Below are 13,470 nucleotides of genomic sequence, written 5' to 3' on the forward strand. Positions count from 1 at the left end.
TCGACGTGGCCGGCCATAACGGCAACGGCGCCGTGTCGCCGGCGGCCTACCCGCCGCCGGTCGACTCCCCCAACGAGTTCATCAAGCGTGAGCTCGATGACGAGGAGGAGCGCATCGACGTCGGCGTGGCGATCGTCGGCGGCGGTACGGCCGGGCTGGCCACGGCGAACCGCCTGCTCCAGCTGCTGGGTGACGACCCCGAGACGATGGAACGTCTCGGGGAGGTCCCGGTGGCCGTGATCGAGAAGGCGAAGGTGTGCGGCGGCCACAACCTGTCGGGCGCCGTCGTGCGCCCGGGCCCGCTGCTGGAGCTGTACCCCGACTACACCCGCGAGCAGTGGCGCGAGGCGGGCTGGGCGTTCGGCGAGGTCCACAAGGAGGCGGTCTACATGACGCCGACCTCGAAGATCTCGCTGCGCATCCCACCCCCGCCGCCGTTCAAGAACCACGGCAACGAGGTCGTCTCGGTCTCGGCGCTGGCCCGCTGGCAGCAGGGGCTGGCCGAGGAGGGCGGGGCCTACGTCCTGACCGAGACCTCGGCGACGCAGCTGCTGATCACCGACGGCGTCGTGCGCGGCGTGCGCACCGGCGACAAGGGACGCGGCAAGGACGGTCAGCCGCTGGGCAACTTCGAGCCCGGCACCGACGTCACCGCCCAGCACACCGTGCTGGCCGAGGGCTGCTGGGGCTCGCTGACCGGCGCGGCGATCCGCGAGTTCGACCTGGGCGACAACCGGGAGCCGCAGGTCTGGGAGCTCGGCGTCAAGGAGGTCTGGAAGGTCGCCCAGCCGCTGGATCGCCTGATCCACACGATCGGCCCGTGGCCGCTGAAGATCAGCGCCAAGTACGGCCAGATCGGCGGCACCTGGATCTACCCGATGAAGAACGCCAAGGGCGAGGACCTCGTCTCGATCGGCTTCGTCGTGGATCTCGAGTACGCCGACGCGACCACGTCGGCCCACGACCTGCTGCAGCAGTTCAAGCTGCACCCGCTCGTGCGCAAGATCCTCGAGGGCGGCGAGCGCGTCGCCTGGGGCGCCAAGGCCCTGCCAGGCGGCGGCTACTGGTCGATGCCCAAGCTGTCGATGCCGGGCGCGCTGCTGGTCGGCGACTCGGGCGGCATGGTCGACACGGTGGCGCTGAAGGGCGTCCACCACTGCATCAAGTCGGGCATCCTGGCCGGCGAGGCGATCTACGACGCCATCAAGCGCGGCTCGCACGACCTGTCGTCGTACGAGACGGCGGTCGAGGAGTCCTCGATCGGCTCGGAGCTGTGGGAGGTGCGCAACACGCGCCAGCCCTTCCAGAAGGGCTTCCTGCGCGGCGGTCCCGGCGTCAACGTCCAGATCGCCACCAAGGGCAAGCTCCCGGGCCGCAAGGCCTGGCATCGCAACGACGCCAAGCCGATGTTCATCGGCAAGACGTCCAAGAGCTATCCCAAGCCCGACGGCAAGTACACGTTCGACAAGCTCTCGTCGGTGTTCATCACCGGCAACGCGACCCGCGACGACGCCCCGAACCACATCCGCGTGCAGAAGAGCGTGCCCCGCGAGGTGGCCGAGACGTGGAAGTGGATGTGCCCCGCCGGCGTGTACGAGATCCCCGACGACGCGCCGGAGCACGGCAACGTCGACGTGGTCGTCAACTACACCAACTGCGTGCAGTGCGGCGCGATCACGGCCAAGGGCGGGCGCCTGACCGTGCCCGAGGGCGGCGACGGGCCGCTCTACCAGGTCACCTGAGTTGATCAGACGCCGCGCCGGGGTTCTGCTGGTTCTCGGCGCGGCACTGCTCGGCGCGCCCGCGGCGACGCACGCCGCGGGCCTGACCACGTTCCTGGAGGACCAGGTCGGGCCGGTCAGGTCGAGCGCCAAGGAGCTGGAGCTCGTGCGGTCGTTCGACATCCCGCGCGACGACCCGGCCTACGCGCGGCTGGCCAACCGCAGCTTCACCTACGACAACGCGCTGGCCATCCTCGCCTTCACGCAGCAGAAGGAGTACCGGCCCGCCGCCGCCCTGCTGGACCAGCTGCAGGCGCTGCAGCAGAAGACCGGCGCGTTGGACTTCTCCTACGACACGAAGACGGGTGTGGGCTCGAACCACATCCGCATGAACGCGCTGGCCTGGGTGGGCATCGCCGCCGTGGCCTACCGGCGCGCCACCGGCAGCACCGCCCACGACAAGCTGATCGACGGCCTGGCCGACTACCTGATCAAGTCGCGCCGGCCCGACGGCCTGGTGCCCGGCGGCCCCGAGGTGCAGTGGACATCAGCCCAGCAGAACCTGCTGATGGCCGAGTTCTTCCGCTCCGACGGCCGCACCGAGGCCTACGAGAAGGCCGCCGCGGCGATCATGAAGGAGTTCTTCCGCGGGCCGCCGGTGCAGAACTACCACGGGATCGGCCGGTTCTTCATCCAGGGCATCGGCGACGAGGACCTGCCGCTGGACGCGCAGACCTTCGGCTCGATGTTCCTGTGGCTGCGCCCGCACAACTTCGAGAACCCGTGGCCCTTCGTCAACTTCTTCGTGGGGGACAAGTACTGGGGCGGCACCGGCTACCGCCCGTACCCGACGCTGCAGGCGGGCAGCCCGAACATCGCCTGGACCGAGGGCACGCTGCAGGTGGCCTGGATGCTCCAGCGCCAGGGCATCGCGGCGGCGGGTGTGAAGGAGCGCACCGACGCCGCGGTGGCCGCGATCGTCGCCCGCACCAAGGGCGGCACGGTCGGCCCGCCCGGGGCGCTGCCCGGCTCCAGCTCCCGCCGCTACGGCGATTTTCCTGACTGGCCCGCCTCGGCGCCGGCCAGCTGGCTGCTGATCCTGCAGGGCGGCGGCACCGTGTTGTTCGCGCCATAGCGCGCGAAACGACGCAACCTTTCGCGCGCTCGACTGTTGTGTGGAGGGCAATGCGCCGTTCCTTCGCCCTCCTCCTGGCCAGCGTCGCGCTGGCCGCCCCCGCCGCCGCGCAGGCCGCGACGACCCCATCGGCCACGGTCTCCGTCGACCAATGCGGGCCGACCGGACCGAAGAAGCAGCTCGGCGTGACGTTCTCCGGGCAGATGGACGGCGTCGACGGGGCGAAGACGATGGCCATCGACTTCGAGCTCTACACCCGGGCCGCCGGCCAGTCCGCGTTCAAGCGCGAGGCGCTGGGCGACGAGTCGGTCTCGCGCAAGGCCGTCGCGCTCTACAAGTACGGCCCGCGAACCTTCCTGCCCGACCTGGCCGCCGCGACCGACTACAAGGCGCGGATGACCTTCCGCTGGACCGCGGCCGACGGCGAGGTCACCACGGTCCGGCGCTGGAGCAGCGTCTGCCGCCTGGCGCCGGTGCCCGATCTCGCACTGGGCGACCTGACCACGACGTCGTCGGGCCAGCCCGGCGTGCAGCGGTACACGGTGCCCGTGCGCAACGACGGCCGGGCCGACGCCGGCGCGTTCGACGTCGGGCTGCGCATCGGCAACGAGGACCGCACGCCGGTCACCGTCACCGGTCTGAGCGCGGGGGCCACGCAGGCCGTCACGTTCACCGCGCCGCGCTGCGCGGCGGGCGACGTGCTGCGCTTCGAGGTCGATCCCGACGGTCGCGTGTCCGAGGAGGACGAGCGCGACAACGTCCTGACGGTGGCCTGCCCTACCTGAGCGCGGCCTGGACGCCGCGCTTGGCCTCGTACAGGCGGGCGTCGGCGTAGGCGTGCAGCTCGGCGGCGTTGGAGCCGTCGACGGGGTAGGTGGCCAGGCCCGTGGACGCCGCGGTGCGCCCGGCCAGCGCCAGCTCGATCCGGCGAGCGACGTCCGGGGCCTCGTCGCCCTGCGTGCCGGGCAGCACGACCGCGAACTCGTCGCCGCCCAGGCGCCCGACGGCATCCAGCGGGCGGACCGAGTCGGTGATCTGCTGCACGGTCCAGCACAGCAGCGCGTCGCCGGCGGCGTGGCCGTCGCGGTCGTTGACCGCCTTGAAGCCGTCCAGATCGATGACGATCAGCGAGACGCTGTGGTCGTGGCGCGCGGCGTCGGCCAGCTCGCCCTCCAAGCGCTCCTGGAAGCCGCGCCGGTTGAGGCAGTCGGTCAGGGGGTCCGCCCGCGAGACGCGCGCCAGCTCGTCGCGCTGGCGGTGGTACAGGCGCGAGATCGTCGCGCACATCACGGCCGCGGCGGTCAGCGCGCAGGCGAAGGCGAACGTCTCGGCCGCGTCGTCGTGCTCGACGATGCCCATGGTCACGAAGGTCAGCAGGATCGCGCCGGCCACGACGAGCATCGGCATCAGCGGGTAGGCCAGCGTGGCGAAGATCAGCGGCAGGAAGAAGATCGCCACCAGCGGGCTCTCGCCCAGCCCGCCGTCGAGGGCGACGAACACGGCGACGACGACGATGATCGCCGCGCTCCAGGAGATGAAGAACGCGTCGCGCCAGCGGCCCTTGACCACGCGCGCGGGCAGGAAGACGAGCGGCACCGATCCGAGCGAGCAGACGGCCGCGGCGGCCAGCATCGCCGGGCGGTTGGACTGCGACCAGGTGAGCGCGACGTACGCCGCGATGAACGAGCAGCAGATGACGGTTAGCACGACGCCGACCAGCAGCGCGCGCTGGAAGAAGCGCACGTCACCCGGGTCACCATGGTCGTCTGAGAAGTGGCCGATCGCCTCCCCCATTTGAGGTTTGTATCGGCAGGTGAGGCCGATTTCTGGACCCATGGTGTCTCGCTACACTGAGAGGCACGATGAAGACCGGAATCCACCCCGAGTACGTCGTCTCGCACGTTCGCTGCACCTGCGGCAACGACTTCACGACGCGCTCGACTCAGCCCGAGATTCACGTCGAGATCTGCTCGAACTGCCACCCGTTCTACACGGGCCGACAGAAGCTCGTCGACACCGGCGGCCGGGTGGAGCGCTTCAACCGTCGCGCTGCCCGTCGTCGCGCTGCCAACGCCGGCAACAACTAGCCGAGACTCTCTGATGTGACCGACCCGTCCGGCTCCGTAAGGAGCCGGACGCGTCCGGGACCCTGCTGTCTGGCTGCGGACTCAACCAGGCGTCCACCGGGGCATCAGCCAGGTAACTGGTCTGTCGATGAAGGTCGACATGCGCCGCCTCTCCCACTGGCTCGTCCCGCTGCTGCTGGCCGCTTTGCTGCTGCCCGCCGCCGCCGATGCCGCCCACAAGAAGAAGCACAACCAACGCCATGGAGGCCACGTCTCCAAGGCCTGGCCTCGCGATCAGAGCGAGCCCGCTCCCGACAACCCGCTGGCCGCGTGGCTGGCCAGCCAGGTCGGACCGGTGGCCACCGCCTCGAAGGCCACGAAGAAGCGCCGCACCCAGGACAGCCTGGTGGCCCGGGCCGCCGCGTCGTCCACGTCCGGGCTCGCGCTCGTGCGTTCGTTCGACATCCCGACGAGCGACGCGTCCTACAACCGCCTGGCCAACCTGTCGTGGACCTACGACAACGCGCTGGCCGTGCTCGCGTTCACCGACCTGGGCTACAAGAGCCAGGCCACGCAGCTGCTCGACCAGCTCAAGGCGCTGCAGCTCAGCGACGGGTCGCTGGCCTTCTCCTACGACGTCAAGACCGGCGCCGGCTCGGGGCAGATCCGCTCCAACGCGCTGGCCTGGGTGGGCATCGCCGCCGTCGCCTACCGCGACAAGTACGGGTCCGGCAGCTACGACAACCTGATCGCCGGCCTGGCCGACTACCTGCTGAAGTCCCGCCGCACCGACGGCCTCGTGCTCGGCGGCCCGGACGTGCAGTGGGTCTCGACCCAGCACAACATCCTGATGAGCGAGTTCTTCCGCTCCGCCTACCAGGAGTTCGGCTCCAAGACGATCGCCAACGGCATCACCGGCACGGCGCTGAACACCGCCTACAACACGGCCGCCAACGCGATCACCTCCAAGCTGCTCGTGCAGGCCGGGGCGCAGGCGTACTTCGTCCAGGGTCTGAACGACTCCCGCATCCCGCTCGACACGCAGACCCTCGGGTCGATCTTCCTGCTGCTGCGCGGCGACGGGCGCGCGACCCAGGTGGGCAGCTGGATGGCCAGCAACCTCTACCAGTCCCCCCGCACCGTGGGCGCGACCCTGTGGAGCGGCTACAAGCCGTTCGCGGGCTCCAACTCGCCGAACATCATCTGGAGCGAGGGCACCGTCCAGGCCGACTGGGCCTACCACCGGCTCGGCCTGGCCATGGCCCTGCCCGCCGTGGGGGCCGACACCGCGGTGCTCGGCATCGCCGGCACGACGAACGGCGGCACCACGGGTCCGCTGGGCGCCTCGACCGCGGTCGACGATCGGGCCTGGGGCGAGTTCCCGGCCTGGCCGACCTCCGCGGCCGGGAGCTGGCTGCTGATCCAGAGCGCGGGCGGCGACGCCCTGTTCTCCAAGTAGCGGTATCGCGCATGCGCTTGCGGCGCCGCCGAACAGGCGGCGCCGACGCGCGACCGGCGCGGTCCTAGACTCGGCTCTGTGATCGAGTCGCTCGTCGAGCAGATCGAAGTGCGCTTCGCGGACCTGGAGGGCCAGGTCGTGGACCCCGAGGTGATCGGGGACCGCAAGCGCTACGCCGAGGTCGGGCGCGAGTACCGCCGCCTGCAGCCGGCCAACGAGCTGGCCGGTGAGTGGCGGCGGGCGGTCGACGACGCCGCTGGTGCGCGCGAGCTGCTGGCCGAGAGCGAGGACCCCGAGGTCCGCGAGATGCTGTCGACCGCCGAGTCGCGCATCGAGGAGCTCGAGGAGGAGATCCGCCTGGCCATGGCCGAGCGCGACCCCAACGACGACAAGAACGTGATCGTCGAGGTGCGCGGCGGCGCGGGCGGCGAGGAGGCCGGTCTGTGGGCCGGCGACGTGTCCCGGATGCTGCAGAAGTACGCCGAGCGCCTGGGCTGGAAGGTCGAGGTGCTCGACGCCAGCGACGGGGAGTCGACCTTCGCCATCAACGGCGACGGCGCCTACTCGGTCTTCAAGTTCGAGGGCGGCACCCACCGCGTCCAGCGCGTGCCGGTGACCGAGTCCCAGGGCCGCATCCACACCTCCACCGCGACCGTCGCGGTGCTGCCGGAGGCCGAGGAGGTCGAGGTCGAGGTCGATCCCAACGACCTCCAGGTCGACGTCTACCGCTCCTCGGGGCCGGGCGGCCAGTCGGTCAACACGACCGACTCGGCGGTGCGCATCACGCACAAGCCCAGCGGCATCGTCGTCTCGATGCAGGACGAGAAGAGCCAGCTGCAGAACCGCGAGAAGGCGATGCGCGTGCTGCGCGCGCGCCTGTACGAGGCCGCCCAGGCCGAGCAGCAGGCCGCGCTGTCGGCCGACCGCCGCTCGCAGGTCGGCACCGGGGAGCGCGCGGAGAAGATCCGCACCTACAACTACGGCGAGCGGCGCGTCACCGACCATCGCATCAAGCTCACCCAGCACAACCTCGAGGCCGTGCTCGAGGGCGAGCTCGACGACTTCACGGCCGCGCTGCAAGCCGACGAGAAGCGCCGCGCCCTCGAGGCACAGGCCACGCGTTGACCGCGGTCCGCGATGCCATCGACTCGGCGCTCGTGGCGTTGACCGCGGCGGGCGTCGACTCGCCGCGCCTGGACGCCGAGTTGCTGCTGGCCGACGCGCTCGGTGTCGAGCGGACCGCGCTGTACGTCGACCGCGACCTGCAGGTCAAGGGGCCCGCGGTGCGGCGCTTCCAGGACCTGGTGCGCCGTCGCGCGGTCGAGCGCGAGCCGGTCGCCTACCTGCTGGGCAGCAAGGGCTTCCGGCGGCTGGACCTGGCGGTCGACGGGCGCGTGCTGATCCCGCGCCCGGAGACCGAGCTGCTCGTCGAGGTGGCGCTCGCCGCGCTGCCCGCAGGTGCGCGCGTCGTCGACATCGGCACGGGCAGCGGCGCGGTCGCGCTGGCGCTGGCCGACGAGCGGCCGGATCTGACCGTGGTCGGCGCCGACATCTCGCCCGACGCGCTGGCCGTCGCGCGGGCCAACGGCGCGCGGGTGCGTGAAGAAGTCGTGTGGGTGCAGGCCGACGGGCTGCCCGACGGCGAATGGGACGGCATCGTGGCCAACCTGCCCTACGTCGAAGCCGGCGCGTCGCTGGCCCCGGAGATCACGCGCCACGAACCGGCGCTGGCGCTGTTCTCCGGCGACGACGGGCTGGACCTGATCCGCCGCGTCGTCGACCAGGCCGCGGCGGCGCAGGTGCCCTGGGTGGCCTTCGAACACGGCGCGGAGCAGGGCGACGCGGTGCGGCTGCTGCTGCGGCTGGCCGGCTGGCCCGACGTGCGCACCGAGCGCGACCTGGCCGGGTTGGAACGGGTGACGATCGGATGCTGACCGCCGACGACGCCGCCACCTTCGAACGCTGCATGGCCGTGGGCGGGATCGCCGTGTTCCCGGCCGACACCGTGTACGGCCTGGCCTGCGACCCGAGCACCGAGGACGCGGTCGAGCGCCTGTACGCGCTCAAGGGCCGCGCGCTGTCCAAGCCGTCGGCCGTGCTGCTGTTCTCGCTGGATCTCGCGTTCGCCTCCCTGCCCGAGCTGGTCGAGCGCGAGCGCTCGGCCCTGGAGGCGCTCCTGCCCGGCGCGGTGACGCTGCTGCTGCACAACCCGGCCCACCGCTTCGCGCTGGCCTGCGGCGACGATCCGGCCACGCTCGGCCTGCGCGTGCCCGCGCTGCCGCCCGAAGCGTCCGCGTTGCGCGCCGTGCGCTGGCCGATCCTGCAGTCGTCGGCCAACCTGGCCGGCCAGCCCGAGGCCCACCGCCTGGCCGACGTCGATCCGGTCGTCCGCGCGGGCGCCGACCTGGTGCTCGACGGCGGCGAGCTGCAGGGCACCGCCTCGACCGTCATCGACCTGCGCGCCTTCGCCTCCGGGGGCGAGTGGGAGATCGTCCGTCAGGGCGCCGTCCCCCGCGACGTGGTGGCCGACGCGCTGGCCGGGCTGTGACGCCGGCGCTCAACCCGCCCCTGGCCGGCCCGCGCACGCGCCTGGAGCCGCTGGGCCCGCAACACCAGGCGGCGCTGAAGGCGCTGGCCGCCGACGCGCCCGAGACGTATCGCTGGATGTACACGCCGCTGGGGGAGTGGTTCGAGGACTGGTACGCGTCGGCGACGACCACGCCGGACACCGGTGCCTACGCGACGGTCAACGCGGTCACCGGCGCGGTCGTCGGCTCGACCTCGTTCCTGGCCTACCGGCCGGCCGACCGCGGCGTGGAGATCGGCGGCACCTGGCTGCACCCCGCGGCGCAGCGGACCGGCATCAACGTCGAGGCCAAGCTGCTGATGCTCACCCACGCGTTCGACACGCTGGGGTGCATCCGCGTCGAGCTCAAGACGCACGCGTCCAACGCGCGCTCGCGCGCCGCGATCACCGCGCTCGGCGCCCAGTTCGAGGGCGTCCACCGCAAGCACATGATCCGCCCGGGCGTGGGCGTGCGCGACACCGCGTGGTTCTCGATCCTCGACGACGAGTGGCCCGACGTTCGCCAGGGCCTGCGAGCCCGGCTGGACGCCCATCCCGCTGGTACCGTGGATTCGTGAGCTCCGACCTGCCGACCGACTTCTTCAATCGCCCCCTGGCCGACGTCGATCCTGAGATCGCGGACGTGTTGGCCAAGGAGCTGCATCGCCAGCAGTCGACGCTGGAGATGATCGCTTCTGAGAACTTCGTGCCCGAGGCGGTGTTGGAGTGCCAGGGAAGCGTGCTGACGAACAAGTACGCCGAGGGGTATCCGGGCCGGCGCTATTACGGCGGGTGCGAGTTCGTCGACATCGCCGAGCAGTTGGCGATCGATCGGGCCAAGGCCTTGTTCGGGGCCGAGCACGCCAACGTGCAGCCACATGCGGGCGCGCAGGCCAACACGGCCGTCTACCACGCGCTGCTGCAGCCCGGTGACACGCTGCTGGGCCTGAGTCTGGCCCACGGCGGGCATCTCACGCACGGCATGAAGATCAACGTGTCGGGGCGGCTGTATGACATCGCCGCCTACGAGGTCGATCGCGAGACCAGCCGGATCGACATGGAGCAGGTCGCCGCGTTGGCCCGCGAGCATCGGCCGAAGATGATCGTGGCGGGTTGGTCGGCCTATCCGCGTCAGCTGGACTTCGCCGCCTTCCGCGAGATCGCCGACGAGGTCGGGGCGCTGCTGTTCGTCGACATGGCCCACTTCGCGGGCCTGGTGGCCGCTGGCCTGCATCCGTCGCCGGTGCCCTACGCCGACGTCGTCACCACGACGATCCACAAGACGCTGGGCGGCCCGCGGTCGGGGATGATCCTGTGCCGCGAGGAGTACCAGAAGAAGATCGACTCGGCCGTGTTCCCCGGTCAGCAGGGCGGCCCGTTGGAGCACGTGATCGCGGCCAAGGCGGTGGCCTTGAAGATCGCTGGCTCGGATGCGTTCAAGGAGCGCCAGCAGCGCACGCTGGACGGCGCGAAGGCGCTGGCGGGCGAGCTGATGGCGGCCGGTCACGGGGTCAACGTGTTGACCGGCGGCACCGATGTGCATCTGGCGTTGGTCGATCTGCGCGAGTCCGAGCTGGATGGCCAGCAGGCCGAGGATCGCCTGCACGGGATCGGGATCACGGTCAATCGCAACGCGGTGCCGTTCGATCCGCGCCCGCCGATGGTCACCAGCGGGCTGCGCGTCGGGACGCCGGCGCTGGCCACCCGCGGCCTGCAGACCGACGACTTCATCGAGGTCGGCCAGGTGATGGCCACCGCGCTCACGCCCGAGTTCGAGGCGCGTCGCGGCGAGCTGGCCGAGCGCGTCCAGGCGATCGTCGAGCGCTACCCGCTCTACGAGCACCTGACCGCGCCCGCCGCCGTCTGACCTGAGCCAGCGTCGGCGCGTGCGATGCTGCGCGCCGGCATGGATCCGCTCGACGCCGTATTCGGCTTCATCGTCGCTGCCGCCACGGCCGCGGCGCTGACGCCCGTCACCGCCCGCTTCGCGCGGGCGGTCGGCGCGGTCGACGAGCCGCGCGAGCGGGGGCTGTCGGAGCGCTCGACGCCGCTGTTCGGCGGCCTGGCCATCCTCGCCGGGGTGCTGCTCGGGTGCGCGCTGTTCCTGCACTGGGACGAGCAGCTGCGCGGCATCCTCGGCGGCGCGCTGCTGGTCACGTTCGTCGGTGCGCTGGACGACCGCTGGGAGATGCCGGCGCTGGTCAAGCTGATCGGCATGACGCTGGCGGCGGTGATCCCGGTGGCCGCCGGGGTGAAGGTCAGCAACGTGACGATCCCGTTCGTCGGCGCGATCGACTTCGGCGACGTGGGCGCGCCGCTGACCGTGATCGGCCTCGTCGCGGTGATGAACGTCGTCAACTTCTCCGACGGGATCGACGGCCTGGCCGCCGGGGTCTGCGCGATCGCCGGCGCGACGCTCGCGGTGATCGCCTTCGACCTGGGCCGCGACAGCGCGGGTGTGCTGGCGGCGATCGTCGGCGGCGCGGCGCTGGGCTTCCTGTTCTGGAACTTCCACCCGGCCTCGGTGTTCATGGGCGACGCGGGCGCGCTGCTGCTCGGCCTGCTGCTCGGCTGCGTCGCGGTGCAGGGCTCGGTGAAGACGAACGCGATCCTCGCGCTGATCTTCCCGCTGATCGTGCTGACGGTGCCGTTCCTGGACACGACGTTCGTCGTGCTCAAGCGGCTGAAGTACCGCCGGCCGGTGTACTCCGCCGACCGCTGGCATCTGCACCACCGCCTGGCCAACATCGGCTTCAGCCAGCGCCGCACCGTGCTCTACCTGTACGCGTGGACGCTGATCCAGGCCGGGCTGGCGCTGGCCCTGCGGTTCGTGCCCTACTCCGACAACGGCGGCGAGTTCTACCTCGGGTGGACGCTGCTGATGGTCGCGCTGGGGCTGATCGCGATCGCCGCCTCGGTGTACCTCGTCTACGTGCTGGAGATCTTCAAGTTCCGCCGCCGGCGGCCCGAGGTCTCCGACGAGGAGCTCGCCCGTGAGCTGGAGACCGGCGAGTTCGACGCACTGGAAAAACGGCGCGCTCCCTGATACGTTCGCAGCTCCCTCCGAGTGAGGGAGGTTCCTCAATGAGTACCGCGCTGACGCACACCAACCTGATGCCTTCCGCCGCTCTCCGCGGCGCGCCTCAGGCTGCCGTCAACTCTCTGCTCGCGGGCTGAACCTCGTCTCTCGGACCCGCGGGCATCGCCCGTGGAGTTCGAGCGTCACATCCGTGACGTCCCAACCGTCTCCCGGGCGGTGGTCGCTTCGACCATCGACCAGCAACGACCGAAGGGAAAGACCCAGGTGTTCACCACCGAGATGAACCGTCAGATGCTCAGCCAGCGCTCCGCCGCCCATCCGGGGAGCCACCGCCACGAGCACCTGAGGCTGCTGCGCGAATCGGGACACCCACCGTCGCGCAAACGCATCGCACCGCTGCGCGCGATCGCGCTGATCCTGGCCTCCACCGCGGGCCGGATCGACCGCGAGACCGCCCGCCGGGCGATCGCCTAGCGAGCAACTGGGGCGGGGCCACCACGCGTAGGCTCCGCCCCATGCACGCCGCCAACATCGACGCGTCCGAGTCGTTCATCACCAAGGACGGCTCCTCGATCCGCGAGCTCGCCGGCCGGGTCTCGCTCCCGTCGGCCAACCAGTCGCTGGCCGAGGCGACCGTCCCGCCCGGCGGGACCACCGACGAGCACTACCACCAGGTCTCCGAGGAGATCTACTTCTTCACCGCGGGCCACGGCCGCATCCGGGTCGACGGCGAGGAGCGCGAGGTCGGGCCGGGCGACTGCGTCGTCCTGCTGCCCGGCATGCGCCACAAGCTGTTCGCCGGCCCCGACGAGGCGCTCGTGCTGATGTGCAGCTGCTCACCGTCGTACACGCACGAGGACACGTTCATCACCGAGGGCGAGTAGCGACCGGACCCGGCGGCGTGAAGATCGGCCTGGTCCACGACGCGATGGTGTCAGGACGGGTTGGAGAGGAAGGTGCAGCCGCGCGCCTTGCCGGCCTTCTGCACCCCTTCCATCGCGTCGACGATGTCCTCGAGGTTGTCGGTGCCTTCCTCCAGCTCGACGTCGACGGCGTCGGCGAGGGCGTTGATCGCGTCCGCGTAGCCGACGCACTCGAGGCGGGTCGCGCCGCCCGGGCCGGTGTTCCAGGCATGGCCCGTGACCCGGTCGGCCACGCGCGTCAGCGGGGTCGGGGTCCTCGTGCCCCGCGGGCATCGGGCGGGTGACTGTCGCCTGCGTCCACGGCCGAGCGTCAGGTTCGCGACAGACGCCGCGGCGCGCCAGGTTAGGGTCAACTGTCACAAACTTGTCACAAAGTCGCACAAACCCGCTATGCTCTGCGCCCTGCCGCCGTACCCGCGGTGCACGGAGGGTCGAAGGTCCCTATGGTCCCACTCCCTCGGTGCTCCCGCACCCCTTGTCATGCCCGACTTTGATCCCACCGCGCCCCGCGACGATGAGCCGGTCCAGCCGCCGTCCCGGCCTGAGCCGTGCCGCGGCCC

The 13,470-nt window shown here is 71.2% G+C and carries 15 protein-coding genes; 13 read left to right on the forward strand and 2 right to left on the reverse strand.

Going from position 1 to position 13,470, the window contains the following annotated elements:
* Positions 1-5 precede the first annotated feature (5 nt).
* The 3 genes from ACZ5UI_RS00310 to ACZ5UI_RS00320 are packed head-to-tail and all read left to right on the forward strand — an operon-like array spanning position 6 to position 3,641.
* Complete coding sequence (locus ACZ5UI_RS00310) at positions 6-1,742, forward strand: electron transfer flavoprotein-ubiquinone oxidoreductase (RefSeq protein ID WP_464192976.1); 1,737 nt, start codon at positions 6-8, stop codon at positions 1,740-1,742.
* Position 1,743: 1 nt separating this feature from the next.
* Positions 1,744-2,856: a hypothetical protein gene (locus tag ACZ5UI_RS00315; RefSeq protein ID WP_464192978.1), complete on the forward strand. Its 1,113-nt coding sequence runs from the start codon at positions 1,744-1,746 to the stop codon at positions 2,854-2,856.
* Positions 2,857-2,906: 50 nt separating this feature from the next.
* The gene (locus tag ACZ5UI_RS00320; protein WP_464192980.1) at positions 2,907-3,641 is read left to right on the forward strand and encodes a CARDB domain-containing protein; all 735 of its coding nucleotides are present in this window, start codon (positions 2,907-2,909) and stop codon (positions 3,639-3,641) included.
* Here the strand turns inward: ACZ5UI_RS00320 and ACZ5UI_RS00325 are convergent.
* Positions 3,634-4,650, reverse strand: coding sequence for a GGDEF domain-containing protein (locus tag ACZ5UI_RS00325; protein ID WP_464192982.1), 1,017 nt, complete (start codon positions 4,648-4,650; stop codon positions 3,634-3,636). The genes ACZ5UI_RS00320 and ACZ5UI_RS00325 overlap by 8 nt on opposite strands.
* Positions 4,651-4,718: 68 nt before the next feature.
* On the opposite strand from ACZ5UI_RS00325, the gene rpmE reads away from it, so the two are divergent.
* The 10 genes from rpmE (at position 4,719) to ACZ5UI_RS00375 (ending at position 12,871) form a co-directional block, all read left to right on the forward strand.
* Positions 4,719-4,943, forward strand: coding sequence for a 50S ribosomal protein L31 (rpmE, locus tag ACZ5UI_RS00330; protein ID WP_464192984.1), 225 nt, complete (start codon positions 4,719-4,721; stop codon positions 4,941-4,943).
* A gap of 139 nt (positions 4,944-5,082) precedes the next feature.
* Entirely contained in the window at positions 5,083-6,381 is a 1,299-nt protein-coding gene (locus ACZ5UI_RS00335) for a hypothetical protein (protein ID WP_464192986.1), read from the forward strand.
* A 78-nt stretch (positions 6,382-6,459) separates the two neighbouring features.
* Entirely contained in the window at positions 6,460-7,506 is a 1,047-nt protein-coding gene (prfA, locus tag ACZ5UI_RS00340; RefSeq protein ID WP_464192989.1) for a peptide chain release factor 1, read from the forward strand.
* The gene (prmC, locus tag ACZ5UI_RS00345; protein ID WP_464192991.1) at positions 7,503-8,315 is read left to right on the forward strand and encodes a peptide chain release factor N(5)-glutamine methyltransferase; all 813 of its coding nucleotides are present in this window, start codon (positions 7,503-7,505) and stop codon (positions 8,313-8,315) included. The genes prfA and prmC overlap by 4 nt, the downstream gene beginning before the upstream one ends.
* On the forward strand, positions 8,309-8,929 hold the full coding sequence (locus ACZ5UI_RS00350) for an L-threonylcarbamoyladenylate synthase (protein WP_464192994.1): 621 nt from the start codon (positions 8,309-8,311) through the stop codon (positions 8,927-8,929). Before prmC ends, ACZ5UI_RS00350 begins: the two co-directional genes overlap by 7 nt.
* The gene (locus ACZ5UI_RS00355) at positions 8,926-9,525 is read left to right on the forward strand and encodes a GNAT family N-acetyltransferase (protein WP_464192996.1); all 600 of its coding nucleotides are present in this window, start codon (positions 8,926-8,928) and stop codon (positions 9,523-9,525) included. The genes ACZ5UI_RS00350 and ACZ5UI_RS00355 overlap by 4 nt, the downstream gene beginning before the upstream one ends.
* Complete coding sequence (gene glyA / locus ACZ5UI_RS00360) at positions 9,522-10,814, forward strand: serine hydroxymethyltransferase (protein ID WP_464192998.1); 1,293 nt, start codon at positions 9,522-9,524, stop codon at positions 10,812-10,814. Before ACZ5UI_RS00355 ends, glyA begins: the two co-directional genes overlap by 4 nt.
* 39 nt (positions 10,815-10,853) lie before the next feature.
* On the forward strand, positions 10,854-11,993 hold the full coding sequence (locus tag ACZ5UI_RS00365) for a glycosyltransferase family 4 protein (RefSeq protein WP_464193001.1): 1,140 nt from the start codon (positions 10,854-10,856) through the stop codon (positions 11,991-11,993).
* A gap of 162 nt (positions 11,994-12,155) precedes the next feature.
* A complete protein-coding gene (locus ACZ5UI_RS00370) occupies positions 12,156-12,461 on the forward strand; it encodes a hypothetical protein (RefSeq protein WP_464193003.1) in 306 nt (101 codons plus the stop codon).
* Between the two features lie 41 nt (positions 12,462-12,502).
* Positions 12,503-12,871, forward strand: coding sequence for a cupin domain-containing protein (locus ACZ5UI_RS00375; RefSeq protein WP_464193006.1), 369 nt, complete (start codon positions 12,503-12,505; stop codon positions 12,869-12,871).
* Positions 12,872-12,921: 50 nt separating this feature from the next.
* Here the strand turns inward: ACZ5UI_RS00375 and ACZ5UI_RS00380 are convergent, their stop codons facing one another.
* Positions 12,922-13,143, reverse strand: coding sequence for a hypothetical protein (locus ACZ5UI_RS00380; RefSeq protein ID WP_464193008.1), 222 nt, complete (start codon positions 13,141-13,143; stop codon positions 12,922-12,924).
* Positions 13,144-13,470: the final 327 nt, after the last annotated feature.

This window comes from Conexibacter sp. JCM 18997 (assembly GCF_055391915.1).